General features: G+C 64.2%; 29 protein-coding genes. 10 read left to right on the top strand and 19 right to left on the bottom strand.

From position 1 onward, the window contains the following. Together EN874_RS02350 and EN874_RS02345 are read right to left on the bottom strand one after the other, a co-directional pair. Positions 1-543: a DUF2314 domain-containing protein gene (locus tag EN874_RS02350; RefSeq protein ID WP_127423899.1), complete on the bottom strand. Its 543-nt coding sequence runs from the start codon at positions 541-543 to the stop codon at positions 1-3. Positions 544-876: 333 nt separating this feature from the next. Beyond that, the gene (locus tag EN874_RS02345; protein WP_127423898.1) at positions 877-2,016 is read right to left on the bottom strand and encodes a GH25 family lysozyme; all 1,140 of its coding nucleotides are present in this window, start codon (positions 2,014-2,016) and stop codon (positions 877-879) included. 290 nt (positions 2,017-2,306) lie between these two features. On the opposite strand from EN874_RS02345, the gene EN874_RS02340 reads away from it, so the two are divergent. Next, positions 2,307-3,278 (top strand): TIM44-like domain-containing protein, encoded by a 972-nt coding sequence (locus EN874_RS02340; RefSeq protein ID WP_127423897.1) that lies wholly within the window; start codon positions 2,307-2,309, stop codon positions 3,276-3,278. Between the two features lie 78 nt (positions 3,279-3,356). Here EN874_RS02340 and EN874_RS02335 read toward each other — a convergent pair whose 3' ends face one another. Together EN874_RS02335 and EN874_RS02330 are read right to left on the bottom strand one after the other, a co-directional pair. After that, positions 3,357-4,148 (bottom strand): phosphodiester glycosidase family protein, encoded by a 792-nt coding sequence (locus EN874_RS02335; RefSeq protein ID WP_127423896.1) that lies wholly within the window; start codon positions 4,146-4,148, stop codon positions 3,357-3,359. Between the two features lie 102 nt (positions 4,149-4,250). Further along, entirely contained in the window at positions 4,251-5,123 is an 873-nt protein-coding gene (locus EN874_RS02330) for an undecaprenyl-diphosphate phosphatase (protein ID WP_126089037.1), read from the bottom strand. Between the two features lie 205 nt (positions 5,124-5,328). Between EN874_RS02330 and EN874_RS02325 the strand changes: the two genes are divergently transcribed. Continuing rightward, entirely contained in the window at positions 5,329-6,240 is a 912-nt protein-coding gene (locus tag EN874_RS02325; protein ID WP_127423895.1) for a hypothetical protein, read from the top strand. Positions 6,241-6,350: 110 nt separating this feature from the next. Here the strand turns inward: EN874_RS02325 and EN874_RS02320 are convergent, their stop codons facing one another. The 3 genes from EN874_RS02320 to EN874_RS02310 form a co-directional block, all read right to left on the bottom strand. Further along, positions 6,351-6,563 (bottom strand): hypothetical protein, encoded by a 213-nt coding sequence (locus EN874_RS02320; protein WP_126089035.1) that lies wholly within the window; start codon positions 6,561-6,563, stop codon positions 6,351-6,353. Positions 6,564-6,706: 143 nt separating this feature from the next. Then, positions 6,707-7,102 carry a GFA family protein gene (locus EN874_RS02315; protein WP_127423894.1) on the bottom strand — a complete coding sequence of 132 codons (396 nt, stop codon included), beginning with the start codon at positions 7,100-7,102 and terminating at the stop codon, positions 6,707-6,709. 131 nt (positions 7,103-7,233) lie between these two features. Next, complete coding sequence (locus tag EN874_RS02310) at positions 7,234-7,482, bottom strand: ParB N-terminal domain-containing protein (RefSeq protein WP_059189249.1); 249 nt, start codon at positions 7,480-7,482, stop codon at positions 7,234-7,236. A gap of 149 nt (positions 7,483-7,631) precedes the next feature. On the opposite strand from EN874_RS02310, the gene EN874_RS02305 reads away from it, so the two are divergent. From EN874_RS02305 to EN874_RS02285, 5 genes are read left to right on the top strand one after another with little or no spacing between them, the layout of a single operon-like run. Then, positions 7,632-9,272 (top strand): N,N-dimethylformamidase beta subunit family domain-containing protein, encoded by a 1,641-nt coding sequence (locus tag EN874_RS02305; RefSeq protein ID WP_127423893.1) that lies wholly within the window; start codon positions 7,632-7,634, stop codon positions 9,270-9,272. Between the two features lies 1 nt (position 9,273). Continuing rightward, positions 9,274-10,656 carry an aspartate aminotransferase family protein gene (locus EN874_RS02300; RefSeq protein WP_127423892.1) on the top strand — a complete coding sequence of 461 codons (1,383 nt, stop codon included), beginning with the start codon at positions 9,274-9,276 and terminating at the stop codon, positions 10,654-10,656. An 18-nt stretch (positions 10,657-10,674) separates the two neighbouring features. After that, entirely contained in the window at positions 10,675-11,220 is a 546-nt protein-coding gene (locus tag EN874_RS02295; protein WP_348631706.1) for a DUF523 domain-containing protein, read from the top strand. A 3-nt stretch (positions 11,221-11,223) separates the two neighbouring features. After that, a complete protein-coding gene (locus EN874_RS02290; RefSeq protein WP_127423891.1) occupies positions 11,224-11,739 on the top strand; it encodes a GNAT family N-acetyltransferase in 516 nt (171 codons plus the stop codon). Next, a complete protein-coding gene (locus EN874_RS02285; protein ID WP_127423890.1) occupies positions 11,736-12,764 on the top strand; it encodes a histone deacetylase family protein in 1,029 nt (342 codons plus the stop codon). The genes EN874_RS02290 and EN874_RS02285 overlap by 4 nt, the downstream gene beginning before the upstream one ends. Positions 12,765-12,827: 63 nt before the next feature. Here the strand turns inward: EN874_RS02285 and EN874_RS02280 are convergent, their stop codons facing one another. From EN874_RS02280 to EN874_RS02265, 4 genes are all read right to left on the bottom strand, one after another. Beyond that, entirely contained in the window at positions 12,828-14,096 is a 1,269-nt protein-coding gene (locus EN874_RS02280) for a cysteine desulfurase-like protein (protein WP_127423889.1), read from the bottom strand. A gap of 38 nt (positions 14,097-14,134) precedes the next feature. Beyond that, positions 14,135-15,202 carry an aldo/keto reductase gene (locus EN874_RS02275; RefSeq protein ID WP_127423888.1) on the bottom strand — a complete coding sequence of 356 codons (1,068 nt, stop codon included), beginning with the start codon at positions 15,200-15,202 and terminating at the stop codon, positions 14,135-14,137. A 210-nt stretch (positions 15,203-15,412) separates the two neighbouring features. Next, entirely contained in the window at positions 15,413-15,853 is a 441-nt protein-coding gene (locus EN874_RS02270; RefSeq protein WP_245513412.1) for an SgcJ/EcaC family oxidoreductase, read from the bottom strand. Between the two features lie 117 nt (positions 15,854-15,970). Beyond that, positions 15,971-16,429, bottom strand: a complete 459-nt coding sequence (locus EN874_RS02265) for a hypothetical protein (protein WP_127424500.1) — start codon at positions 16,427-16,429, stop codon at positions 15,971-15,973. 394 nt (positions 16,430-16,823) lie between these two features. On the opposite strand from EN874_RS02265, the gene EN874_RS02260 reads away from it, so the two are divergent. Continuing rightward, positions 16,824-16,988, top strand: a complete 165-nt coding sequence (locus EN874_RS02260; protein ID WP_082954041.1) for a DUF1127 domain-containing protein — start codon at positions 16,824-16,826, stop codon at positions 16,986-16,988. A 42-nt stretch (positions 16,989-17,030) separates the two neighbouring features. On the opposite strand, the gene EN874_RS02255 is transcribed toward EN874_RS02260, so the two are convergent. Next, positions 17,031-17,534, bottom strand: coding sequence for a DUF1993 family protein (locus EN874_RS02255; protein ID WP_127423886.1), 504 nt, complete (start codon positions 17,532-17,534; stop codon positions 17,031-17,033). A 145-nt stretch (positions 17,535-17,679) separates the two neighbouring features. Here EN874_RS02255 and EN874_RS02250 point away from each other — a divergent pair, with 145 nt between their 5' ends. Next, entirely contained in the window at positions 17,680-18,729 is a 1,050-nt protein-coding gene (locus EN874_RS02250; RefSeq protein ID WP_127423885.1) for a DUF1176 domain-containing protein, read from the top strand. On the opposite strand, the gene EN874_RS02245 is transcribed toward EN874_RS02250, so the two are convergent. From EN874_RS02245 to EN874_RS02215, 7 genes are all read right to left on the bottom strand, one after another. Next, entirely contained in the window at positions 18,730-19,620 is an 891-nt protein-coding gene (locus tag EN874_RS02245; RefSeq protein ID WP_245513410.1) for an alpha/beta hydrolase, read from the bottom strand. 32 nt (positions 19,621-19,652) lie between these two features. Then, on the bottom strand, positions 19,653-21,275 hold the full coding sequence (locus tag EN874_RS02240) for a molybdopterin-binding/glycosyltransferase family 2 protein (RefSeq protein ID WP_127423884.1): 1,623 nt from the start codon (positions 21,273-21,275) through the stop codon (positions 19,653-19,655). Further along, positions 21,272-21,976 carry an XdhC family protein gene (locus tag EN874_RS02235; protein WP_127423883.1) on the bottom strand — a complete coding sequence of 235 codons (705 nt, stop codon included), beginning with the start codon at positions 21,974-21,976 and terminating at the stop codon, positions 21,272-21,274. The genes EN874_RS02240 and EN874_RS02235 overlap by 4 nt, the downstream gene beginning before the upstream one ends. 6 nt (positions 21,977-21,982) lie before the next feature. Then, positions 21,983-22,321, bottom strand: a complete 339-nt coding sequence (locus EN874_RS02230) for an XdhC family protein (RefSeq protein WP_127423882.1) — start codon at positions 22,319-22,321, stop codon at positions 21,983-21,985. A gap of 82 nt (positions 22,322-22,403) precedes the next feature. Beyond that, entirely contained in the window at positions 22,404-23,654 is a 1,251-nt protein-coding gene (locus tag EN874_RS02225; RefSeq protein ID WP_127423881.1) for a VWA domain-containing protein, read from the bottom strand. A gap of 5 nt (positions 23,655-23,659) precedes the next feature. Continuing rightward, positions 23,660-24,583: a MoxR family ATPase gene (locus tag EN874_RS02220; RefSeq protein ID WP_127423880.1), complete on the bottom strand. Its 924-nt coding sequence runs from the start codon at positions 24,581-24,583 to the stop codon at positions 23,660-23,662. Between the two features lie 29 nt (positions 24,584-24,612). Continuing rightward, the gene (locus tag EN874_RS02215; RefSeq protein ID WP_127423879.1) at positions 24,613-25,107 is read right to left on the bottom strand and encodes a flavin reductase; all 495 of its coding nucleotides are present in this window, start codon (positions 25,105-25,107) and stop codon (positions 24,613-24,615) included. A gap of 193 nt (positions 25,108-25,300) precedes the next feature. Between EN874_RS02215 and EN874_RS02210 the strand changes: the two genes are divergently transcribed. Next, the gene (locus tag EN874_RS02210; protein WP_127423878.1) at positions 25,301-26,362 is read left to right on the top strand and encodes a branched-chain amino acid ABC transporter substrate-binding protein; all 1,062 of its coding nucleotides are present in this window, start codon (positions 25,301-25,303) and stop codon (positions 26,360-26,362) included. Positions 26,363-26,364 lie beyond the last annotated feature (2 nt).

The raw sequence follows: 26,364 nt of genomic DNA, 5'->3' as shown, positions 1-26,364 counted from the left end.
TCAATCCCTGAACGTGATGCCGTATTTCGCGGCCTTTTCCTTGGGCATGTCGGCGAACGCCTGCCGCACCGTGTAGCCGCCATAGACGTCGCCGCCGTTGCGGATCATCCAGTCCTCGACGTCGGCTTCCGCCACCGTCATGCGATCGCCCATCTTGTACTGGTTGCCGTTGACCGGTTTGTCGGCGAGCAGGCCCACGAAGTGGCCGTCGCTGTAGCCGGTAAGCTGCAGCCAGATATGTTCGGTGGCGCCGTTCTGGGTCAGTGGGAATTTCACCGTGTAGGTGCCCGGCGTGCCGGCGGCCATCAGTTCATGGAAGCGCGGCAGCGTCGAATGGCCCTTCGCCTTGGCGTCCTGCATCGCCTTGTCGCCGGTGTAATAGGCGACGACATTTTCCTTCATCGGGCGCGGCGCCGTCGGCGATGCGCTTGGCGCGGCTTCCGGAATGGCCGCCGGCTTGTTGCTTGGCACATGCCAGAGCGCGTTGAAGAATCCGTAGCCGACAGCGGCTGCAAAGACGATTGCCACGACTGGATTGCGCATCGATCCCTCCGAGCCCGATCACGAACACGTTACCGGAAGGACGTTGCCGCACCGCTAAGGGACAAAGTGAGCAGATGATTAGCGGAATGTTGAAATTGCCGCGATTTCGACCCGCCGAAACGGCAAATCCCCTGATCCAGATCAAGGCGATGCGGGTCGTCCTGTTGTCTACTTGGGCATTCTTTCGAGGAGATGGACATGCCCACCGAAACCCTGATCGTTCTCGCCGTCGTTCTGGCCTACTTCGCTGTCTTCATGGGCGTGCTCGCCTATGCGACCCTCGCCGAATCGCGCCCCAAGCCCCTTAGACAGCCGCGCAAATCCGAAAGCGGATCAATCCGCGTCGGCCACCATCTGCCCGCCGCCCAGCCAATTGCGCCACTGCCGCTCGTCGCCGTGAAAGACATTAAGGTCGACGCGGCCGCTCACCCCGTGTGACAGGCCGGACCCGGAATACTGCCAGAACAGCCACCTGCGGCCCGGATAGACCTTTGACGGGTGCGCGGCGACCGCGCGCAGCCAGAACGGATAGTCGAGAAAAGCGCCGCGCAGATTGTCGCGATAGAAGTCGGGGCTGGTGTAGATGATGGGCCGCTGGCCGTAGTAGCGCTCCAGCTTGTCCATGAACACCTGCATCTTCTCCAGCACTTTTTCGCGCGAGGGCCGGCGCTTGCAGGAGGAGTCGCCGTTCCATTCGACATCGATCACCGGCGGCAGCGCGCCTTGGACCCGCGGCACGTTGCGGATGAACCAGTCGGCCTGCTCGCCGGCGGTGCGGCACCAGTAGAAAAAATGGTAGGCGCCGCGCTTCAGCCCGGCGGCATCGGCATTGCGCCAGTTCCTCATGAACATCGGATCGAGATGGTCGCCGCCGTCGGTCGCCTTGATGTAGGCGAAATTGGCGCCCTGGGCGCGCAGCTTGCCCCAGTCGATGTTGCCCTGCCAGCGCGAGACGTCGACCCCGTGGACAGCAAGATGCCGGGGCGAGGAGCGGCCGAAATTGATCGGCTTGGCATCGCGGAAGGCGTAGCGGGTGACAGGCCCCGCCAGCATCGCGGGCGCCGCGCGCGACAGCCGCTTCGGCGGCGAGACGAGCGCCGCCTCCTGAACCGGCGGCTCGACGCTGTCCGGCAGGTCCGGAGCGGGAAATGCCACGGTCTCTTCCTCGGCCAGGCCGAAAGGACGTGAATTTTCATCGTCCGCACGCGAATTTTCGTCGCCGGGGCGCGCATTCTGGTCGTCAAGCAGCGGCGCCGGCGGCCTGAAGCGTGAGGAGCCCGTCATCGAGGTGGTCTCGAGGGTTGTCTCGGTGTCGGCGGTCTTCACGGCCTTCGTCACCGGCGCGCTTGGCCTGACCACGGAGCTGGTCGTCTCGTTGGACGGCATTTGCAAGGCATCGACGCCCGACGTGGACGAGCAGCCGGCAAGGCAAAGCGTTGCGAGCACGAAACTGACGACGCCAAAAATCCGCATCTTGACCTGTACGCAAAACAAAACAGACCGAGGGCAGGAACGGCGCCGCCGGAAGCCCCATTCCTAATGAGAAATTACCAACAAAGTTTGAATCAAAATTTACTTTTGGTCCGGCCGGGCGATTCGCGGCCGGCCTCAGTCGCCGTGAATCCGGAAACCGCAAGGCCCTGATGAATGGCTGCGGGCCTCGCCATAACCGAGGTCCGGAAGACAGGGTCTAACCCTACCCAAATTCGTACCCATATAGGGGCCAGATGCGTTGAAATGCTCCGATCCAAGGATTGTCACCAATGTCAAAATCGCGGACGATCAAAGCTGCGTCGATCTTCCTGGTCGTGCTGATTGCGCTCGCAAGCGTGTCCATCGGCACCGCGGAGGCGCGCATGGGCGGCAGTTTCGGCAGCCGCGGCAGCCGGACTTTCCAGGCCCCGGCTCCGACGAGAACCGCACCCTATACCGCGCCCGTGACGCGTTCGATGACGCCGAACACCACCCAGTCGATCCCACCGTCGCAGTCGTTTCCGGGCCAGGCGCGCCCGGGATTCTGGAACGGGTTTGGCGGCGGCCTTGTCGGCGGGCTGGTCGGCGGACTGCTCTTCAATGGACTGTTCGGCATGATGCTCGGCCATGGCTTTGGCGGCATCGGCGGCGGCTTCAGCTTCATCTTCCAGCTGCTGCTCATCGGCGGCCTCATCATGCTGGCAATGCGGTTTTTCGGCCGCGACAATGCCGCGCCGGCCAATATGAGGAGCTCCGGCTTTCCCTTCGGCCAGCAAGGCTGGGGAGGCCCGCAGACCAGCTACCCGTCCCGCACCACGGGCTTGGGCGCGGCCGGCGCATCCGGCGCCGACGAAATCGGTATCACCGACGTGGATCGGGATGCGTTCGAACGCATCCTCGGCGACGTGCAGGCCGCGTTCAGCCATGAGGATCACCAGGGATTGCGAAGGCTGACGACACCCGAGATGGTTTCCTACCTTTCGGAGGAGCTCGCGGATAACGCGACCCACGGCCTCAAGAACGACGTTACCGATCTTGAGCTGCTGGAAGCCGATATTGCGGAGGCGTGGCGGGAAGGCTCGCGCGATTACGCCACGGCGGCAATGCGCTGGTCGGCCATCGATGTCATGCGCAATCGCCAGACCGGCGCTGTCGAAAAGGGCGATCCGAAAAATCCGGTCGAAGCCACCGAATTATGGACCTTTACCCGCGAGGCCGGCGGACAGTGGCTGCTGTCCGCAATCCAGGACGCGTCCAACTGAACCCGAGGCATCGCGGCGCAATCTGCGCCACGGTGCGCCTACCGACGCAGCTTTTCGCCGGTCGTCGACGGGCAGCCTCTACCTGCCTCGCCTGAACACGCCGATCATCGGTCCGAGATTCCAGAAATCGTCGTTGCGGCCGATGGCCGGCGCATAGAGGCTGGAGATCGAGCCGTCGAGGAAGAGCGCGTTGGGACAGCCGAGCTCGTCGCGGAACAGGCGGGCGAATTCGTGGAAGGTCACGACGTCGTTCGAGATGGCAAAGACCGCGACGCCGTCGGCACGCACGCCGACGCCGTCGCGGATTTTTCGCGACGTGCTGCCGGCCTGGAATTTCGGGTGCAGCTTGCCGTCGATGACCAGCATCGGCCCGGATTGGGTCGCGTAATCCACCTGCGGCGGCCGCTTCAGATAGTCCTTCGTCGCGCGCACGCCGGCCTTGCCGCCGCCAAGATAGAAGATGCCGTTGGGCTGCATGGAAAAATTGCCGGTGCCGGTCCCAGTCTTCGCCGATGCAATCTGCTGCCCTCGCTCGACATAGAGTCCGACCGGCGCGAGATTGGGATGGTACATGCCGGCATTGATGCCGAAGAGCATGGTGCGCCCGGCGGCCTGTTGCGCATTTCGAAGATTGTGCAGCGACTGGTAGAACTTGCCGTCGGGATCCTTCCAGAACAGCTCGATCGAATAGTGTTTCGGATCGGCCTCGCAGACGAGATAGGTCGCGCTCTCGAAGCTGTGGTCGCGGCAGGGCGGCAGTGCTGCCAGCCATTGGCCGGCGCCAAAGCCCGCGCCGACAGCGGCCGGTAGCGCCGATTTCACCAGCGTCGCCAGCAAGGGCACCGATTGCAGCAGTGTCACGAAATCCATGCGGGCACCCGAAGCCAAGGTCGGATGTTGTAATAGCGGATTCGGTTCTTAACGCGGTGTTGAGTTTGAGGTCAGGCCGGCGTCATTGGATGTCGGCACAGCCTAACTGAGCCAGCCAACGGCGACGCCGATGAGAAGCACGACGCCGAGCAGGCCGCGATAGATGACGAAGGGCCAGGCCGAAAAGCGCTCGAGCACCCGCATCAGCCCCCATATGGCGAAAAAGGCCGAGATCGAGGCGACGACGAGGCCGACGGCGAGAACCGACCAGCCATGGGCGCCGAGGTGGATCTTGTGCAGTTCCCAAAGCTCCTTCAGGCCGGCAAGCGCGATTGCCGGCAGGCCGAGCAGGAAGGAGAGCCGCGCCGCCTCCGGCCGGGCATAACCAAGTCCAAGCGCCGCCGTCAGCGTCGATCCCGAGCGCGATACGCCGGGGATGAGCGCGCCGACCTGGGCGACGCCGACCAGCAAGGCATCGAGCACCGACACCTTTTCTAGGGTCAGCCTGTGGCGGGCATAGATTTCGGAGAGCGCCAGCAGCACCGCCATGACGATGCAGGCCCAGCCGATCACGGCCAGCCCTCGCAGCGGCGAATTGCAAGCATTGAGAACACTGGAAAGCGCCAGGCCGACGATGACGATCGGAACGGTCGCCAGCACGATGCCGATCGCCAGGCGAAAATAGCGGTTGGCATAATCGCGCCGCGCCAGCGCCGCCAGCGAACCCACCGCTACTTCCCTGATATCGCTCCAGAAATAGCTGACGACCGCCGCCAATGCGGCAAGCTGCATGGCGGCCGAGAAGGCGGAACCGGGATCCTGCCAGCCGAGCACGGCGGGCACGACGCGCATGTGCGCCGTCGAAGAGATCGGCAGCAGTTCGGTGATACCTTGGATGATGCCGAGAAACGCCACCTTGGCGTAACCCAGGCCGACAAAGCCGGTATCCAACCCTTGAGTGCAGACGTCGGTCATCCCAGTCCTTTCCAAAGAGCCCCGGTCCTTTCAGGGCGAAAGTGAATTGTCGTTCCGGAAAGCCCCTCAGGCACAGGCTTAGCCTCACGATACCGTGAATCCAACTCAAGGATTTGTAAGGTGCCGCTAATCCTGCTTGACAACCGGCGCGTCCATATTATCATCCGCTAATCTTACACTGTAAGGTAATTGGAGGAGGATCAGCATGTCGACCGCCGCCCTCTCGGAACTGCAGCCCGTCGTGCCGCCGCAACCGCACGCTCCCGAAATCGGGATCGAGGAGGTCTCTCGCGATCTGAGCCGCGCCATCGAGCGCGCCGAGGTCAATGCCTGGCTCGATCTCTATCATGCCGCGCCCGCGGATTTCGCCGCGCGGCATGGCCTGTCGATCGCCCGCGACGGCGACCTCGTCTGGACCACCTGCACGACGATCCCATTCATCCATTTCAACTGCGTGAAGAACATCGGCGTCGATGGACCGGCCTCGGAGGAGCAAGTCGACGCGCTGCTTTCGCATTACCGCGCCGCCGGCATCTTGCGGCCGTGGTTCTACACCAGTCCGCATACGGAACCGTCGCGGCTGCGATGCTGGCTGGAAGCGCGCGGTTTGCAGCATCAAAGCGGCTGGGAGCGCATCTTTCGCGACGCGACGCCGCTGGCGGCCGAACCACTCTTCCCGACCGACGATGCTTCGGTCGAGGAGGTCACACCCGAAACGGCCGCGGAATGGGCTGCCTTCATCGACGCCAGATACAGGCTGCCTACCTCGCCCTGGCTCGAGGCGCTGGTCGGCCGCAAAGGCTGGCATCATTATATGCTGAAACGCGACGGCGCGGTGGCCGCGGTGCGCTCACTGTTCATCTCGGGCGGCGCGGCCTGGAGCGGCATCGACGCGCCGGTGCCGGGCATCATGGCGCCGAGCTTCGATCTCGACGCCATGCTTGGCGAAAGACTGGTCCGCGACGGCATCGCCGCCGGCCCAAAGCTGTTCGTCGCCGATATCGAGGCGCCAAGCCCCGAACGCGACGGTCCGGCCTACCGCAACTACGCGCGGCTCGGTTTCAAGATTGCCTATTTCCGCAGCCATTACAGTTATTTGCCGGCGTATTCGAGCTAGAGCCATCAACGGCTCCATCGCATGTCGCTCAAAAGTGCGCAGCGGTTTTGGGAAATGCGCAAGAAAAGACTAAAGCGCGTTGCCTGAAGCGGTTTCAGCGCGACGCGCGTTTAGCGGTGCAGCCATTGCTTCAGGCAGCTTCTGGCCACCACATGCGCCGGCGGCACCACCGGCTGGTCGAGGCGCGAATCGTCGGCGGCCCTGTCGCGAGCTCTTTCCAGGAGCATGCGAAGCTCGGCCGGGCGCACGCGGTCGCGCTCCATCACGAGCTGGATCATCGGGTCGTTCAAAAGCTCGTCCAGGGTGTTGATGCTCTCGCTCATCCGTCGCCTCCTCGATGCCTTCCCGCATGGCGGTTAGATAAGCAGCCAATGATGGCCCGCCAATGACGCTTTGCCGGCTATCTCGTGAATCGAAGATGAAATTTTTGTGCAAGCTTGGCCCGAAATGAGTCAGGCCAAAAGTGTCAAGGGGGCGGCGCGCCCTCATATTGCGGCAGACCGTCATCGAGCCGCACCCAAGGCTGCATGGACGCCGTCCAGAAATGCATGTCGGGCTTGAACAGGGACGGATCGTCGAGCGAGCCGGAGGTGACGCCGAGAATTCCTCTGGAATCGCGCTGCGAGAACATCGTCGTGCCGCAGACTGCACAAAAGCCGCGCTTGAGGTCCGGCGAGGAATTGACCGTCGCCAGCGGCCCCTCGACGGTGACGTCGTCGATGCGGAACAGAAGCCGCGCGTTGAAGGCCGCGCCGATCGCCTTCTGGCAGATCCGGCAGTGGCAGACGCGCTCGTTGATCGGCTCGGCCTCCGCGCGATAGCGCACCGCCCCGCACAGGCATCCGCCCTGGTATTTCGTCATCACAATCACTCGGTTTGTGGAAATGCCGGCACGGTAGCGACCGCCATCTCATCGTCAATCAAAAAGCTTTGATGGGATGCGATCGCTTGCCGTGATGCAGGCGCGCCGATATTGCAGCAAACCGGGCGGAATTAGTGCCGTCGCGCCTGCACCAGATAGGCGTCGATCTCGGTCTCGCCGAGCCATTTGGCGGCCTCCAGCCGATGCAGCCCTTCGACCAGGACATGGCGCTTGCCGTCGTGCCGCACCTGGATCGGCGTCTTCATCCCGTTCTCGAGGATGTCCTCGGCGAGATGGCGCACGGTCTCGGGATGCAGCGTCTTGCGCCGCGCCGTCGGTACGTAGATGTCGTCGACCTTGACCTTTTGCACGCGCAGCATGTCCGCTCCCGGCGTTGAAGCGTCGCCTCGCAATGAAATAATCCGTTTGCCGGATATCGCCAAGGCCAGGCGCCGCTGGCCCGATGCTTTCCATTTGACGCTTGGCCGGTCAATGGTCTCAATGGCGGCATCTTGGTTTCAGGTGTTCATTGACGCAGTTGACCACCGAATTTCCCGATTTCGGACTGACGCCGGAGCAGCGCCGCGAGGCGGTGCGCGGCCATTATTACGAATGGCCGGGAATGGATGGCTCGAGCGGCGAGATCTGGTGCTACTCGGACCGTCTTTCCTATCGGCCGGGCGAGATGGTGACGCTGCATGTGAACTCGACGGCGCGCCAATTCAGCATTGCCATTGTCCGGGACGGAGCGGTCGAAACCAAAGTCTTCGAGAAGACCGGCCTGCCGGCGCGCTGGCAGGACACGCCCGACCAATGCTCGGTCGAGGGCTGCGGCTGGCAGGCCTCGTGCGAATTCCGCGTCGGCGACAACTGGCCGTCAGGCGCCTATCGCGTGACGCTTACCGCCGATGGCCGAGGCGGTGGAACGATCGAGAGCCAGCACCTCTTCATCGTCGCGCCCCTGCCCGGCCGCAAGCCCGGCCGGCTGCTTCAGGTCGCGGCGACAGGCACCTGGCTCGCCTACAACACCTGGGGCGGCTCCAACCACTACCAGGGCATCACCGGCCCGAACCGCGACCAATATGCGACGATGGTTTCGACTGAGCGCCCCTGGTGCCGTGGTTTCGTCGTGCTGCCAACGGACGCGCCGCGCGTGCCGCTGGAGGTCGCGGTACCGCCGAAGACCGTGCCGCGCTATCCGCACATGGAATGGGCCTTCGCCACCGGCCACTCGAAGAAATACGCCTCTTCGGGCTGGGCGAGCTATGACAGCCATTTCTTCCACTTCGCCGAGCGCGCCGGCTACGCGGTCGATCTCGCCAGCCAGCACGAATTGCATTTCTCGCCCGAGATCCTCGACGGCTACGACTGCGTCGTCTTCGTCGGCCACGACGAATACTGGACCTGGGAGATGCGCGACGCGGTCGACGCCTATGTCGAGCGCGGCGGCCATGCGGCGCGCTTCGCCGGCAATTTCATGTGGCAGACAAGGCTGGAAGACGAAGGCCGCCGCCAGGTCTGCTACAAATACCGGGCGCGCGCGGAAGACCCCGCCTATCGCGGCGGCGATGTCACTCGCGCCACCAATTCCTGGGAAGCGCCGGAGATCGGCCGCCCGGGGAGCGCCACCTTCGGCCTGAACGCGACGCGAGGCGTCTATGCCGGCTGGGGCGGCTGCGCCCCGCGCGGCGTGCGCGGCTTCCCGGTCTACCGGCCGGAGCACTGGGCCTTCGCCGGCACCGGCATCTATTATGGCGACCTGCTCGGCGCCGACAGCCATGTCTATGGCTATGAGGTCGACGGGCTGGATTTCGAGATCCGTGGCGGTCTGCCCTACCCGACCGCGGAGAGCGGCGCGCCGGATGGCTTGCAGGTTCTTGCCGTCGGCATGGCGAGCCAGGTCGAGGAAAGCGCCGACATCCCGATCGAGGACCAGTTCCTCACCGACGAGGACGGTCGCTTCACCGCCGAGACGCTGTTCGGCGAGGCGAGCGACGCCAATCTCGACAAGGTCAAGCGCGGCAACGGCATGATCGTCAATTTTTCGCGCGGCAAGGGCGAGGTGTTCCATGCCGGAAGCTGCGAATGGGTCGCCGGCCTGCTAAGGCAGGACGCGATGGTCGAACGCGTGACGAAAAATGTTCTCGACCGCTATCTCGGAAAGACCTGACATGTCGAAGCCGTCCGTTCAACTCTCGCCCGACGCCGATGCGCGGCCGCCATCGCATCTGTTCTATCTCTCCAGCCTGCGCCGGCCGCTCGTCGACCGGGCCGAGGGCATCTATTTCTGGACCAAGGACGGCCGCCGCTTCATCGACGGCTCGAGCGGGCCGATGGTCGCCAATATCGGCCATTCCAACCGCAATGTGCTCGACGCCATGAAGCGGCAGATGGACAAGGCCACCTTTGCCTATCGGCTGCACTTCGAAAACGAGCCGGCGGAAGAACTGGCGCGGGAGCTCGCCGAAAAGCTGCCGTCCGGCATGGATCGCATCTTCTTCGTCTCGGGCGGCTCGGAAGCGACGGAGTCCTGCATCAAGCTCGCCCGGCAATGGGCGGTCGCCACCGGCCAGCCCAAGCGTTGGAAGGTGATTGCCCGCTTCCCCTCTTATCATGGCGGCACGCTCGGCTCGCTTGCCGTCACCGGCGACGATGCGCTCGCCGAAACCTTCACGCCGATGATGCGGGTGATGCCGGCGGTGCCGGCGCCAACCGCCTGGCGCGACCGCGACAACCTCTCGATGGAGCAGCGCGGCATCCGTTATGCCGACATGCTGGAGGAAAAGATCCAGGCCGAAGGGCCGGAGAGCGTTCTCGCCTTCATCGTCGAGCCGGTGGGCGGCGCCGCGACGGCAGCCCTTGTCGCGCCCGACAGCTACTATCCGCGCATCCGCGAAATCTGCGACCGCTACGGCATCCTGCTCATCCATGACGAGGTGATGAGCGGCGCCGGCCGCACCGGCAGGTTCCTCGGCGGCGACCATTGGAACTGCAGGCCCGACATCGTCGCGCTCTCGAAAGGGCTGGGCTCGGGCTACGCGCCGCTCGGCGCGCTGGCGGCACCCATGCGGCTGGTCGAGCCGCTGCTCGTCTCCGGCGGCTTCCAGCACGGCCACACCTATGCCGGCAACCCGCTCGCCTGCGCCGCCGGCCTTGCCGTGCTTAGCGAGATGGACCGGCTTGACCTTATCGCCAACGCCGCCGCCATGGGCGATGTGCTGATCGAAGAACTGAGAGGATTGGCGAAACGCTTTCCGTTCATGGCCGACGTGCGCGGTAAGGGATTGCTCCTTGGCGTAGAAATGGTCGCTGATCCAGAAACACTGAAACCGATCGACCCGGCCCGCAAGGCGACCCAGCGCCTGCTCGACCTCGCCTATGCGCGCGGCCTGATCATCTACGGCCGCAAGGTCAAGGGCGGCGTCGACGGCGACAATTTCATGGTGGCGCCGCCGATGATTGTCACGCACGACCAGATCGGTGAGATCATGGCAATCCTCGGCGAGTCTTTGGAAGCGCTCGCCGCGGAGCTCGACCTGCCGGTGGAAGGCTGACGGACCGGGAGCGTTCTGTTGTTCGGAGCAGCAATGCGCGGCAAAGGAGCCGATATGGAAAGGGTGCTTGTCTCGGCCTGCCTGCTGGGCAGCAAGGTACGTTACAACGGTTCGTTTCGACTTGACGATCATCCCATCCTTGCTCGGTGGCAATTGGAAGGCCGGATCGTGCAGATCTGCCCCGAGGTTGCCGCCGGTTTCTCCACGCCGCGCCCTCCGGCCGAAATTCAAGGTGCAGGCGACGGTCATGGCGTTCTGCAAGGTCAGGGGCGAGTTGTCGAGCAAACAGGCAACGATGTAACCGACCTTTACCGTGAAGCCGCGCAGCTCGCCCTCGACCTCGCGCGCGAAACAGGATGCCGCTACGCCGTACTGACGGACAGCAGCCCATCCTGCGGCAGCAGCTTTATCTATGACGGGAGTTTCTTAGGAAAGCGCCTTGCGGGCTATGGCACAACCACCGCGTTGCTCGAAGAAAACGGCATTCGTGTCTTCTCGGAAGACAGGATCGGCGAGCTTGATGATCTTTTGACCGGCTCGGATCCTGCCGGCCCTGGGGCCTGATCGATGCAGCAGGACACCCGACCCGCCGACACTATCATCCGTTCCGGCACCGTCAACGACGTCGAGACCATCCATGCCGCCTTGCTGCACCTCGGCGCCCATATCGGCGCGCACCAGGAAGTCACCTCGACGCCCGATGACCTGCGCCGCTACGGCTTCGGCGCAAACCCTGCCTTTTCGACGCTCATCGCCGAGGTCGGCGGCGAGTTCGCCGGGCTCTGCCTGCATTTCCCGATCTTCTCGACCTGGATGGGCCGTCCGGGCGTCTTCGTGCAGGACCTCTATGTAGAGGATCGCTTTCGCGGTCGCCGCATCGGTGAAAAGCTGCTGCGGCGCGTGGCGAAGGAATGCCGTGCGGCCGGCGGGGTCTACTTGAGGCTCTCCGTCGATACCGACAACGAGAACGCCAAGGCCTTCTATGAAAAGCTCGGCATTGCCTGGTCGAGCTACGAGCAGGTGCAGAAGATCGTCGGCGAGGCCTTCTTCGCCTTTGCCGACGCGCCGGAGGAAGAACGATGAAAGTTTTCTACGCCGATGAACAGAGGCGCCACGACCCGAAGGCCTTCCTCTCCAGCGGCGCGCCCCAGCCCAATCCGGAAAAGCCGGAGCGGGTCGAAAGGCTGTTGGCCGGCGCGAGATCGGCCGGTTTGGCAATTGAACGGCCGAAGGACCATGGCCTCGGACCGATCGCGGCGGTTCACACGCCGGAATATCTCGACTTCCTCGAGCACATCTTCACGCGCTGGCAGCGCATCGAAGGCGCCTCGGCGGAAGTCATTCCCAACATCCACCCGATTGCGCGCAGTGGCTCCTATCCGGCGTCGGCGGTCGGCCAGGCCGGCTATCACATGGCCGATACCGCCTGCCCGATCTCGGCCGAAACCTGGAACAGCGCGCTGTGGAGCGCCTGGAGCGCGGTGGCGGCCGCCGAAGCGGTGATGGCCGGCGCGCCTTCGGCCTATGCGCTCTGCCGCCCGCCGGGTCACCATGCCTTCGCCGACGTCGCCGGCGGCTTCTGCTTCATCAACAATTCGGCGGTTGCCGCGCAAGTGCTGCGCAGGAACGCCGCCCGCGTCGCCATCCTCGATGTCGACCTTCATCACGGCAACGGTACGCAGGGCATTTTCTACGCCCGTCCCGACGTGCTTACCGTCTCGCTGCATGCCGATCCGGTACGCTTCTACCCCTTCTTCTGGGGCTATACGGACGAGCGCGGCAAAGGCGCCGGCCTCGGCTGCAATTTCAACCTGCCGCTGCCGCGCAAATCCGGCGACGCGGCGTTCCTCGAAGCGCTGGCGTCCGCCTTCCAGCGCATCCGCGCCTTCGCGCCGGAGGCGCTGGTGGTGGCGCTCGGGCTCGATGCCTTCGAAGGCGACCCGTTCGGAGGCCTGTCGGTCACGACACCGGGTTTTTCGCGCATCGGCGAGGCGATTGCCAGGCTCGGCCTGCCGACAGTGATCGTCCAGGAAGGCGGCTATCTCTGCGATGCGCTCGGCGACAACCTCACCGCTTTCCTGACCGGCTTCGGCGGTAAGCAGCGCTAGAAGCAATTCCAGGAAAAGTGTGAAGCGGTTTTCCGTCCGGAATTGCGTAAAAACGAACAACCCTCAAGCGCGCTGCTGCCTCAGCATCGCGATCACACGGTGCACGCTGTCCAGCGTCTCATCGATCTCTGCCGCCGTGTTGTAATGCGCGATGCCGATGCGCACGACGCCCTGCTCCGGCGGGATGCCGAGCTGGTGAACGATCTCCCATGCGTAGTTGTGTCCCGACCACAGGAAGATGTTTTCGGCATTCATCTGCCGCACGATCGTTTCCGGCGCGATACCCTCGACCGTGAAAGAGACTGTCGGCACGCGTTCGCTGAAGCGTTCGGGATCGGTAATGCCGCGGATGGTCAGGCCCTCGATGTCGGACAGGCCTTCGATCAACTGCCGGGCGAGCCCGTTCTCATAAGCGATCGACACTTCGAAGGCTCTTGCGACCCGCTGCCGGCGCGAGCCGCCCTCACCGGCCGCAGCACCGAGATCGGCGAAATAGTCGACGGCCGCGGTCAACCCGGCCATCAGCTCGATCTGCGGCGTGCCGAGCTCGAACCGCTCCGGCAGGCCGTTGGACGAGCAGCGGCATTTGTATGGTTTGAGCGTATCGATGACGTCGCGGCGGCCCCACAATATGCCCATATGCGGCCCGAAGAACTTGTAGGCGGAGCAGACCAGGAAATCGCAGCCGAGCGCCTGCACGTCGATCAACCCGTGCGGCGCGAACTGCACGGCATCGACATAGACCAATGCGCCGGCCTGCTTGGCGATCGCGGTCAGCGCCTTCACCCGGTTGATCGAGCCGGTAAGGTTCGAGGCATAGTTCAGCGCCACCAGCCGCGTCTTTTCCGAAAGCAGTTCCTGCAGGGCCGCTTCCTCGACCTGCCAGCTCTGCTCGTCGAACGGCAGGAAGTGCACGACGAGACCGAGGTCCTCGGCAAGCTGCAGCCAGGGCGAGACATTGCCCTCATGATCCATGCGGGTGAGGATGATCTCGTCGCCGGACTTCATCGTGCGGCCGAGCGTGCGCGACATATGGTAGGTCAGCGTCGTCATGTTGGCGCCGATGACTATTTCCTCGACGCTTGCCGCGCCGAGAAAATCGGCCATCGCGGCATGCGCATCGTCGACCACCTGCTGCGCCGCGACCGTCGTTTCGAAGAAGCCGCCGAGATTGGCATTGGTCGCGAGCAGGCAGCGCGACACCGCATCGGCCACCGCTTGCGGCACCTGCGTGCCGGCCGGATTGTCGAGGTAGATTCGGCGGCGGCCTTTGTCCGTCAGCGAGAGCGCCGGGAATTTGCCGCGCACAGCCTCGATCGGAAAGTTCGCCATCGTCTCCATCCCATTGTCGCTGCTTTATGATTTGCCGGTCAGGGGCATGGGTTGCCGACGCGCTGGTGGATGGCGTCGACCGCCTTCTGCATCTCCTCCGTCCACCTGACCTCTGCGGAGGACAGCGCCGTGTCGAGCTGCGCGACGCTGGTGGCGCCGACGATGTTTGCGGTCACGAACGGCCGGCTCGACACATAGGCGTTGGCGAAAAGCGCCGGCTCCATGCCGAAGGAGCGCGCCAGCTTATTGTATTCGAGTAGCACTTCCGCCGCATTCGGCGTCTCATAGCGCTGGCCGCGGTTGAAGAGCTGCGAGCGTGAGCCTTGCGGCCGCGCGCCATGGTCGTATTTGCCGGTCAGATAGCCTTGCGCCAACGGCGAATAGGGAAGGAAGGCAACCTGCTCGCGCTCACAGACCTCGGCCAGGTTCACCTCGAAGGTGCGGTTGACCAGATTGTAGGCGTTCTGCAGCGAGGCGACGCGCGGGCCGATGCCGTTGTCGGACTCGGCGAGGAACCGCATCACGCCCCAGGAACTCTCGTTCGACAGGCCGAGATGGCGGATCTTGCCGGCCTTCACCAGTTCCTCGAAGACGGCGAGCGTTTCGGCGATCGGCGTCTCGCCCGCCGGGGCGCCGTCGGCGTCGGCGCGCCGGGCTGCCGTGCCGATGCGCGTCGGGTTCGATCCCCATGGGATGTCCCGATCCGGCCAATGGATCTGATAGAGATCGATGTAGTCCGTGCCGAGCTTGGCCAGCGACTTCTCGATCGCATCGAAGATGTCGGCACGCACCAGCTTGGATGGCCGGTCGCCGCGGAACCAGGTGTTGGCGGTGCGGCCCACCACTTTCGAGGCGATCACGACCTTGTCGCGGTTTCCCTTCGCCTTCATCCAGCTGCCGATGATCCTCTCGGTCCGCCCTTGCGTCTCCGCCTTGGGCGGGATCGAGTAAAGCTCGGCAGTGTCGATGAAATTGACCCCGCGTGAAAAGGCCAGGTCCATCTGCGCATGGCCTTCTGCCTCGGTGTTCTGCTGGCCCCAGGTCATCGAGCCAAGGCAGATTCGCGAAACAAGGAGGTCGGTCCGACCGAGGCGGCGTTTTTGCATGGAATGTCTCCGGCGGGAGGTTTCGCGCGGGCTGCGCGGGGAGGAAATTCAAGCATAAAGCACAGGCCGGAGCTTCTCCAAGCCCTATCGCCGCCGGTCTCAGTTTGAATCTACGGCTTCCTCGCCGGTAGCGATGCGCCTGACGCGGACGGCTTTTTGCCGAACGCGTCGGCGAGGCGCACCTTTGGCCTTCAGGTCCGGTTGGCGTGACTATCTCTTTGCGCTGGAAGGCGGAGCAATCATGCCCGGAACAATATCCGTGTTCTGAGCCACCTTTATTTGCCAGCCCGATTGTTCTTTCTTCACGATCAGAAGCAGGATCCCCTGCCGGGTTCCGGCGGGTGAGCCGTCCGGGGCAGATGCGCCGGTCAGGGTCCAGGTATAGTGGACGGATCTTAGATCCGGAGCAAGCTCAACAACGGACGAGACATCACCGTCCAATCGGCTTTCACGAAACATGGTTTCATGGGTCGCGCGGTGCGCCCCTTCGATCTCGCTACGGCTCTTCCACCACACGCCTACGACATTGACGAAATTGGCATCTTCGGAGAACAGCGCCGCGAGGTCGCCCATATCGTGCCGGTTCCAGGCATCGGCAAAGGCAGTCGCGGCATCCTCGGGTTTGCTGACCGTCGATCTCAAGACAAACATCCTCCGTGCTTTCCGGTATGCATATAGGAGTTCGACAGCCGGCGCGACAGCCGCGTCAAGCCCCCCGGGAATTCTAACTGAGACACTGCCCGGCCGCCGACTTTTGCGTAGGTTGCTCTAGCGACGGGCGCCGGTCAGTGCCCGCCGCTTTGCCTCGTCGATCAGCATGTTGGCCACCTGCATTCGGATCATCGCCCGTTGGCGCAGATGCGGCGCGACACGGTCCGGGTGGTTGGCGAAGGCGAAGTTGCGCCGCATGCGGCCGAAATCGGCATTCTTGCCGGGGCGGTCGAGGCCGAGTTCGCCGGCAATCGATTCGGGATCGATCGGCGGCAGCTTTTCCTCCGGCCGATGCTCCTCGCCTGCGAGCGTCAGCTTGGCCTGGTCGAGAAGCGCGGCGAACTCGGCGGCAAGGTCGGCGCCGACCTCACGGTATTCGGCGGCAACGCTTTCACCGGCAACCTTGATGCGCCCGGAGTGAAGCTCGTCCGCCACCGAAAGATAGTCGAACGGAATAGAGGGCCGGGCGCTGCCGTCCTCGCCCCTCTCCGAGGCGATGATCAGCTCGTCGAGCAACGAAGCGAAATCGAGCTTGCTCCCGGTGCCGATCTCGGCCTCCCCTTTCGCGACGGCATTTATTGTCGCCGCCGACCATAGATCGCTGTCGTTAAAAATGAATGCCGGGAACGTTAACAATTGCGGGCATTCACCTCCAAATGCCGGCCCGGAAAACAAAAAGCCGGGCCGCATTTTGGAGCAGCCAGGCAAGGTCGCCAAGAGTGGCGAGGAAAAGCCGGCCATGTGCCAGCATGGGGGCGTACGATCGAGCTTCCGCAAAAGTTTCAAAAAAAATCGATTGTGGCGGAAAAAAACTCGCCGGGCATGGCTGCCATGCAATTGCTGCACTGCACAATCGTAACAAATCACCTATATTCTTGACCTGTGGAGGACAAATCAGGGGCCTGGGATTATGGGGTTCTTCACCGAAATGTTTGCGCGGCCAAGGCCGCAGGAACAGCAGCGTTACCGCTCGGCGCTCGCGCTTCTGAATGCGATGAGCAATGCCGACCGCGCCGATATCGGCATCAAGCCGGCCGATTTTCCGCGTATCGCCCGCGAGATGTCGATACGCTGACGATGAAAGAGGTTTCCCCGGCTCGGGGGAACCTCTTGGCCTTCAGCGTCCCAGGAACGTCGCCTTGCCCAGCGGCACACCATTGTGCCGCAGGATGTCGTAGGCCGTGGTGACGTGGAAGTAGAAATTCGGCATGGCGGCGTTGAGCAGATATTGCAGTCCGCTCAGCGAAACCTCACGCCCGGCGAGCCTGAGCTCGACCGTCCGCGTCTCCGACCCGTCCAGATCGGCGGCCGAGAACGTCGCCAGATGATCGAGCGTCTTGGCGATTCGCGCGTGCAGCTCTTCGAAGCTCGACTCATTGTCCTCGTATTTCGGCACTTCGCGGCCGGCGAGCCGCGACGGCGCGCCCTTGGCGTGATCGGTGGCGATCTGCACCTGCCGGGTCAAGGCGAACATGTCGGGCGCGAGCCTGGCGGTCAGGAACACCTGCGGGTCGATCTTGCGGTCGGCCGCGTTCTGTTCGGCCAGCGACAGCACGCTGGCCAGCGCCTTCAGCCTGGCTGAAAAGACAGCCACGGAAATGTCGTACATGGATATGGTCACGTGAGTAATCTCCCCAGGCGGCCTGAGCGCCGCGAGCCGTGAGCTAGCGCCTCCGCCTTCGATTCTTCAAGCTGTCCTGCCCCCCGCGTCACTGCGACGCCGCAATCGCCGTGGTAGTATTTTCGTTATCGAGCGGAGATTCCCGATGAGACGTGTCCTTCTCGCAGCGACTGCCTTGCTCTCCCTTGCCGGCATCGGCCAGTCCGTACTCGCCGCCGAAGCACCCTATATCGACGACCGGTCCAGCGCAGAAGCGGTCGTCCGCTCGCTCTACAGCGCCGTCAACCGCCATGAATTCGCTCGCGCCTGGGGTTACTACGGAGATATAAAGCCGGCAAAGGATTTTGCAGCATTCGTCAAAGGCTATGACGGCACCGACTCGGTGGATGTGAAAACCGGCGCCGTATCCGACGAGGGTGCCGCCGGCAGCATCTACTACAGCGTTCCTGTCGCCATCCAGGCGACCGACAAGAAGGGCGAAGCAAAAGTCTTTGCCGGGTGCTACACGCTTCGTCAGGTCAATGCGCAGGTCCAGGAACCGCCGTTCCAGCCGATCTTCATCGACAAGGGCGCGCTGAAGCCGTCGACCTCGGATTTTGAAGATGCCGTGCCGGCCAGCTGCGGCGACGGCCCGCCGCCGCCGAAGAAGGACGAAGCGCTGGAACAGGCCAGGAAGGCCTTCCTCGCCACCTACGGCGATCACTGCGACAAGGAGAATCCGGAAGGCAAACCGGTCGGCGAGCCGGACGCCTACTCCATTCGCTACAAGGACAAGGACGCCGCAGCCGACCAGCCGGAGCGCGAGACGCGGCTCTTCCGATTCTTCTGCTCGATGGCCGCCTACAATGAAAGCGCGGTCTATTATATCTATGACGATGTTTCCGGTGTCCGCCAATTGCAGTTTGCCTCGCCGGAGCTCGACATCCGCTACGAGAACAACAATAGCGAAGGCAAGGTCGAGGGCATCCACATCGTCGGCTTCCAGACCGACGACCAGCTGGTCAATTCCGAATATGACGACAAGACCAAGACGATCACCTCGATGAACAAATGGCGCGGCGTCGGCGACGCGTCGTCGGCCGGCACCTATCTGTTCCGCAACGGCAATTTCTCGCTGGTGCAATACGACGTCGATGCGTCCTATGACGGCGAGATCAATCCAGAGACTGTCCTGGACTACAACACCCCGCCTTGATCAAGGCGCCTTGCTCAGCATCCAGTTCAGCGTGCCGCGCCAGTCGACCATGCGGATCGGCGTGCCATGCGTGCCGGTCTCGAAACGCACGAAGCGGGTCGGATAGGCTTTCGATTTGGCGAGGATCGACCGGAAGAAGGCTTCCTGCTTCTCCACGGCAAACACCACGTCATGGCTGCCCTGGCCGAAAAACACCGGCACGCGGCGCTTGAAGGCGGGGCTGGTCAAAAAGCTTTCGTCCCACAGCGAGCCGAGCAGCAGCAGCCCGTCGATGCGGCCGCCGGTATCCTTGCGGTCGGCCAGCTTCCAGCAAAGGATGCCGCCCATCGAGCCGCAGGCGACGAAGATCTTGGCGCCGGGGGAAGTCTCGGCATAGTGATCGATCAGCGCCGCCACTTGCGCGGCGCCCTTGTCGCCGAAGTCGGGAAAGTCCGGTGAAAGATAGAGGCCGCCATTGTCGGCCATCAGATTCTTGAGGCGGTTGAAATTGCCGCCGAAGGTGAAGTCGTCGACGCCCTGCCTGCGGCTGCCTCCCTGCCCGTGCAGGTAAAGCACGATGACGGCGGCCCCTTCCGCCTTGCCGACGGCGACATGCCTGACATCGCCGGCATCGGTTTTCAACATCAGATCCTGCTGCACCTTGCGCACGCCGGGATCGGTAAACTGCGCATGCACACGCCTTTCCGGCACCTCGTCTCGCTGGTTGATGTCGCGCATCTCGCGATAGTCGAGGACCGTGTAGGCGCCGTTGTCGCCGCTCGACAGCGTCGCGGGATAGGCGAAGAGATCATCCTTGAAGGGTTTGAGCTCCAGCGTCTGTCCCTCTGTCTCCGAGAGGAAAAAAGCCGACGCGGCCAGCAGTGCGGGGAAAAATCGGAAGCGCAAAGACATTCCGAAGCCATGCGGAATTCGACTTCGGTTTGTCAATCCTGCAGCACGCCGCCCGCCCCTTCCAGCGCCTCGCGCGTGTCGACGTCGATCGAGGCGCCCTGTCCGATCTCGACATCGATGACGTCGAGTCCCCCGGCCTCGACCAGATGCCGCGCGCCGGTGTCGCCCTCGAGATGCGCGACGGCGGCAAACAGCGCCCGCGGCAGCACCACCGGGTTGCCGCGTTTGCCGAGATGCGCGGCGCGCACCACGGCGCGGCCGCCCGACCTTCGGAACGCACCGATCAGGCTGTCGAGATCCTTCGAGGAAACGCCTGGCATGTCGCCGAGCACGATCATGGCGCCGGCGGCGTCGGGCGCGACCCGCGCGATGCCCGCCTTCAGCGACGAGGCCAACCCGTCGGCGAAGTCCGGATTGTCGGCGAGCCTCACATCGAGGCCGGAGAGCGCGGAGCCGACGCGCTCGCGCTGATGTCCGGTGACCACGATGGTGCTGGCGGCTTTCGACCCCAGCGCCCGCTCGGCGGTTCGGCGCACCAGCGGCTTGCCCTCGAACAACGCCAGGAGCTTGTTCGGCCCACCCATCCGGCTGGAGCGGCCGGCGGCGAGAAGCACGATGTCGACCCGAGGCTGCGATCTTGCCGACTGCGGCGCCGGCAGCGGCTCGCGTGGCTGCGGCCTGGACGGGATTTCCATCAGCAGGCCCCCGACGCCCATGCCGGCAATGTCGCGTGCCGTCACATCGAGCCCAGCGATCAGCCGGTCCAGCACCCAGTCGAAACCATTCTCCTTCGGGCTGCGGGCACAGCCGGGCGCGCCGATCACGCGCTTGCCGTCGAGCGTGCCAAGCACCAGGAGATTGCCGGGATCGACCGGCATGCCGGCTCGGATGACTTTGCCGCCAGCCTTCTCGATCGCGGCGGGGATGACATCGGCGAAGTCGGCCAACGCCGAGGCGCCGAAGATCACCACCATATCGTTGTCGCGGGCCAGCGCGCTTGCTGCTTCCGCGACGGGCGTCACGTCATGCGGCGAGCGCCGCTCCGCCGTCAGCCGGGCGCCGGACCGCGCCAGCCGCGCCTCGGTGACGCGCAGCGTCTTGTCGAGCACGCTCTGCTTCACGCCGGGCAGCGTCGTCTGGATGACGCCGACATTGACCGGACGATAGGCATTGACGGCAAATATCTCGCCGCCGGCGCAGATTTTGGCCACTGCATCGACCAGGCTCGCGGCGACGCCAAACGGGATGATCTTGACCGTCGCCACCATCTGGCCCTTCTCGACAGGCGCGTGCTGCGCCAGCGTGGCGATGGTGATGGCCGGATCGACGGCATTGATGGCGTCGATCATTTTTGCGTCGACGGTGAAGACGCCCGCGGTTTCGGCATGCAGGTTCACGCGCCCGGTTGCCGCGGGCTTCGTCTCGACGTTGCGATGTGCCATGCTCAACGCGATCTTTTCGGCCGCTGCATCCTCGCCGAGGTCGTCGGGGGCCAGGACGGCCACCACGACTTCGCTGATACCGGCCGCCTTCAGCGCCGCAACATCCTCGCCGCTCAGCCGATGCGCCTTGCGCAACCGCCGCTCGCCGGCCGCCGTCGCATGCGCCAGCACCGCACCTTCTGCCTCATCGACCGGAACCGGACCGAATTTCACGCCACGGCGCCTTTGCTTTCGAGGCCACGAGAGCGAAACGCGTGGATCGTCTGCGCCAGCACGGCGACGGCGATTTCAGCCGGGCTGGCGGCGCCGATGTCGAGACCGATCGGCGCATGGATGCGGGCGATCTGGTCGGCGCTCGCGCCCAGCGCCAGCAGGCGCTCGACCCGCTTGGCGTGGGTTTTGCGGCTGCCGAGCGCCCCGACATAGAAGCACCCGGCATCGAGCGCTGCCTTCAGCGCGAAATCGTCGACCTTCGGATCGTGGGTTACGGCGGCAAGTGCCGTATAATTGTCGAGCGGTTCGCGCTCCAGCACGTCCTCCGGCCATTCCGCATGCAGCGCCACATCCGGGAAGCGTTCCGGCGTCGCGAAGGCCGTGCGCGGGTCGATGATCTCGACCGGATAGCCGGCGATCCTGGCCATAGGCGCCAGCGCCTGGCTGATGTGAACCGCGCCGATCACCACCAGACGTGGGCGGGGCAGATGCGCGTTGAGGAAGAAGGTCCGTCCCTCCGCCTCCACCGATCCGGAGTTGCCGGTGCGGAACGCACTGGCGATCGCTGCACCGAGATCGCCCGCAACCTGGTCGCCCTCGCGCACAATGCGGTCTCGGCCGTCGCCGAGATCGGTGACCAGCACCGCCGCGCGCCGGGCGCGGCGGTGCTCATTCAATGTTTTGAGAACATACGGATCCATCCGTAATCAACCTAACCGCTCGACATAGACCTTGATGCGGCCGCCGCAGGACAGCCCCACCTGCCAGGCGGTTTCGTCGGCGACGCCGAACTCCAGCATCCTGGCCTTGCCGCTGTCTATGACATCGATCGCCTCTGTCACCACGGCGCCCTCGACACAGCCGCCGGAAACCGAACCGTGGAAATTCCCTTCGGCGTCGATGACCAGATGGCTGCCGACCGGCGGCGGCGCCGAACCCCAGGTCTCGACCACGGTTGCGATGGCGACATCCTTGCCATCCTTCATCCAGCCTTCCGCGATGATCAGAGGATCGCGGGCCTCATCGAGATAGATGCTGTCGTCCATCGTCGCTTCTCACAGAGTCTGCTTTTCAAGGGAGTCCCAGTTTTCCCTGAAGAAACTTTGGCTTTCCCCAACGAACATATGGCTACGCCGCGCGTCTCCCGCCAGCTTGCAGCCAGCGGCCCGGATCGACCGCGGCCGTCGGCTGCCGGTCGAGCGAAGCGCAAAGATCGGCCAGCGCATCGAGATTATGCACGGCGCGAAACTCGTCGACATGCGGAAGCATCGCCTTTACGCCGCGGGCGCGCGCCTCGAACCCGTCGAAGCGCAGAAGCGGATTGAGCCAGATCAGCCGCCGGCAGGATTTATGCAGCCGCTCCATCTCCTCCGCCAGGCCGTTGACGTCGTCGCGCTCCAGCCCATCGGTGATCAAAAGCACCACGGCGCCCTGCCCGAGCACGCGGCGCAACCACAGCCGGTTGAATTCGCCGAGCGCGTCGCCGATGCGGGTGCCGCCGGACCAGTCCTTCACGGCTGTCGAGCATTCGGCCAGCGCCTCGTCGGGATCGCGGTGGCGCATCTGGCGGCTCAGGTTCGTCAGCCGCGTGCCGAAGACGAAGGCATGCACGCGCCGGCGCTTGTCCGTCAGCGCGTGCAGGAAGTGGAGGAAGATGCGCGTGTACTGGCTCATCGAGCCGGAAATGTCGGCAAGCACGACCAGCGGCGGATGCATTTCGCGGGCAGAGCGGAATTTCGGCAGGATCAGCGCGCCGCCGGTGCGCGCGGCGGACCGCATCATGGCGCGGGGATCGATGCGCCGCCCTTGCGAATCCGGCTTGAAGCGGCGCGTGCGCACCAGATCGAACGGCAGCCGCAAGGCCGCGATCGCCTTCCTGGCGTCGGCCAGTTCGACCGCATCCATTTGGGCGAAATCCTTGCCGCGCAGCACCTCGTTGCCCGAGAAGCTGAAGCGCGCATCGACCTCGATCTCCGGTACTTCCCGCACCGGCTGGTTCTTCCGATGGCCCTCGAACATCGCCTGGCTGACGCGGTTCTCGGCCGCCCGCGGCTTCTGCTTTTCGCGATCGTCGGGGGCGACAGGCGAAAACATCGCCAGCAGTTTCTCGATCAGCTCGCGCGACTTCCAGAACAGACGGAAGGCTTCGTCGAAGACAGGATGATCTTCATGCCGCGAGACCAGCACCGCATGCAGCGTCCAGTAGAAATCGTCGCGCGAGCCGATGCCGGCCGCGAGCACCGCCTCGATGGCGTCCTTGACCGAGGCCGGTCCGACACGCATGCCGGCCTTGCGCAGCGCCCGCGCGAAATAGACGATGTTGTCGGCGATGCGCCCCTCCGCCGTTGCCTCTCTGGGTTCCGCGCGTGGCGATGGCATGGCGCCTACTCCGCGGGCGAAAGCTCGGCCTTCACCTCATTGAGGATACGCCGGCCTTCGCCCTCGCCGATGCGGGCAATGTCGTCCTGGTATTTCAGAAGCACGCCGATCGTGTCGGACACGGCTTCCGGGTCGAGCGCCACCTTGTCGAGTTCCGTGAGCGCGCCGGCCCAGTCGATGGTTTCGGCAACGCCGGGCGCCTTGAACAGCTCGATCTGGCGCAGCTTCTGGATGAAGGAGACCACCTCGGCCGAAAGCCGGCTGTTCGCCTGCGGCACCTTGCGGCGCACGATCTCCAGCTCTCGCTCGGCGCTCGGATAGTCGACCCAGTGATAGAGGCAGCGCCGCTTCAGCGCGTCATGGATCTCGCGCGTGCGATTGGATGTGATGATGACGATCGGCGGCTCTTCGGCCTTGATCGTGCCGAGTTCCGGAACCGTCACCTGGAAGTCCGACAGGATCTCGAGCAGGAAGGCCTCGAAGGCCTCGTCGGTGCGGTCGAGCTCGTCGATAAGGAAGACCGGCGCCGCCCCCGCCTTGCCGGTCAGCGCGTCGAGCACCGGGCGGCGGATCAGGTATTTTTCGGAAAAAACGTTGCGCTCCATGTCGGAGCGCACGACCTTGCCGGCCGCCTCCTCCATGCGGATCTCGATCATCTGAGCCGCGTAGTTCCACTCGTAGACGGCGGAGGAGACGTCGAGCCCTTCATAGCATTGCAGGCGGATCAGCCGGCGGCCGAGCGCATCGGCCAGCACCTTGGCGATCTCGGTCTTGCCGACGCCCGCCTCGCCTTCGAGGAACAGCGGCCGTTTCATGCGCAGCGACAAAAAAAGCACCGTCGCCAGCGAGCGATCCGCGACATAGTCCGCGTCGGTCAGGAGATCGAGCGTCTCGTCGATCGACTTCGGCGCGGGCCGCGGCGCGGTCATCTTGTCTCCGTGGATACCGCGCGCCCGCTTCACAGAACGTGGTAGCCGCGGTTGTGGTAGATCAGCGGCCGCAAATTATCGCCGATGCGCAGGCCTGTCACCTTGCCAAAAAGCACACGATGGGTGGCAAGATCCTTGGCGTCGATGATCTGGCAATCGAACACGGCGAGCGCGCCTTTCAGCGTCGGCGCTCCGGTCGAGATCACATCCCATTCACCAAGCGCAAAGCGCTCTTCCGACGGCAGGCCGGTCATGCCGGAAAAGCCCGCCGAAAGCGCCTCCTGATCCGAGGCGAGCGTGTTCAGCGCAAAGTTGCCGTTGTTGATGAAGGCTTCGTTCTTCTGATTTTCGCGGTTGAGGCAGACCAGAACGGTGGGCGGCGTGTCAGAAACCGAGCAGGCGGCAATCACCGTCGCCCCCCGTCTCCCGGCGGGGCCGTCCGTCGTCACCACATGCACATGGCCGGCGAAATGCGCCATCGCATCGCGATAGTGTTGCGGCCCGATATCGTTGATCTTCAGCACCCGCTCATCCACCTGTCAAAACCAAGTCCGTTATATATGGCTACATATTGCATGCCACAAGTTGCCTGGCATGGGCGAAGTGCTTGACCGCTATCCTGAAATTCGCGTGTTGCACCGGGATTAGCCAGCCTTTAGGTCTTTGCTGGAATAGTGCCGGAACCATACTCCCGGCACGGAGGACCTCTTCGCCCGAATGCGCCTTCTCACGACGACTTTTGCCGCGCTGCTTTGGCTGGCCGCGAACGTCCATGCCGAGACGCTGGTTGGCGTCGCCGCGCCGCTGTCCGGGCCGTCGGCGATCCTAGGCAAGCAGATCGAGGCCGGGACCGGGCTGGCGGCCGAGGCCCAGGGCGTCGCGGTCAAAACCGTTGATGATGCCTGCACGGCCGACGGCGGCGCGGCGGCCGCCAGGCAATTCGTGGACGCCAAGGTCAATATCGTCGTCGGCTTTCTCTGCACCGAAGCGATCGAGGCGGCACTCCCGGTCCTGAAGGACGCCAATATTCCGGTCGTCACGATCGGCGTGCGCACCGAGAGCCTGACCGACCGCCGCGCCAAGACCGGCTGGCCGATCTACCGGCTTGGGCCGCGCGGCGACGACGAGCGCAATGCGGTGGCCGCGATCCTCACCCGGCTTTGGCAGAACGAATTGTTCGCCATTATCGATGACGGCACCATCTATGGCCGCGAGATCGCCGAAACTTTTCGCGCGGCCGCCGAGCAGGCGGCGCTGAAACCGGTCTTTGTCGATACCTTCCGGCCGCAGCTCGACAACCAGATCGGATTGATCGGACGGCTGAAGAAAGCCGGCGCGACAAAAGTGTTTGCCGGCGGCGACGGCGACGATATCGCCGTCATGGGGCGCGATGCCGCGCAGCTCAACGCCGGCATCACCTTCGCCGGCGGCGAGACGTTGCGCACGCCGCCCGGCGATGTGCCCTATGCGGTCGGCACGCTGATGGTCGCGCTGCCGGAGTGGGCGGAAGTCGCCGATCCCAAGGTCATCCAGGCGTTCAGCGAAAGGAACATCGTGACCGACGGCTACACCTTGCCGGCGTACGCGGCGGTCGAGATCGCCAAGGCGGCAACGGCGGACGCCGAAAGCTCCGGCAAGCCGCTCGCAGAGGCTCTGATCGGACACGACTTCGCGACCGCGATCGGTCCGATCCATTTCGACGAAAAAGGCGATCTCAGCCGGAACCCCTTCCGCGCCTTCCGCTTCGACGGCACGCATTTCGTGCCGCTGGAGGAATAGCG

It is taken from the genome of Mesorhizobium sp. M1D.F.Ca.ET.231.01.1.1, from assembly GCF_003999155.2.
Taxonomy (GTDB): Bacteria; Pseudomonadota; Alphaproteobacteria; order Rhizobiales; family Rhizobiaceae; genus Mesorhizobium.
Note: the sequence above shows the minus strand (reverse complement) of the source record. Positions and strands in the feature narration are given on the sequence as shown.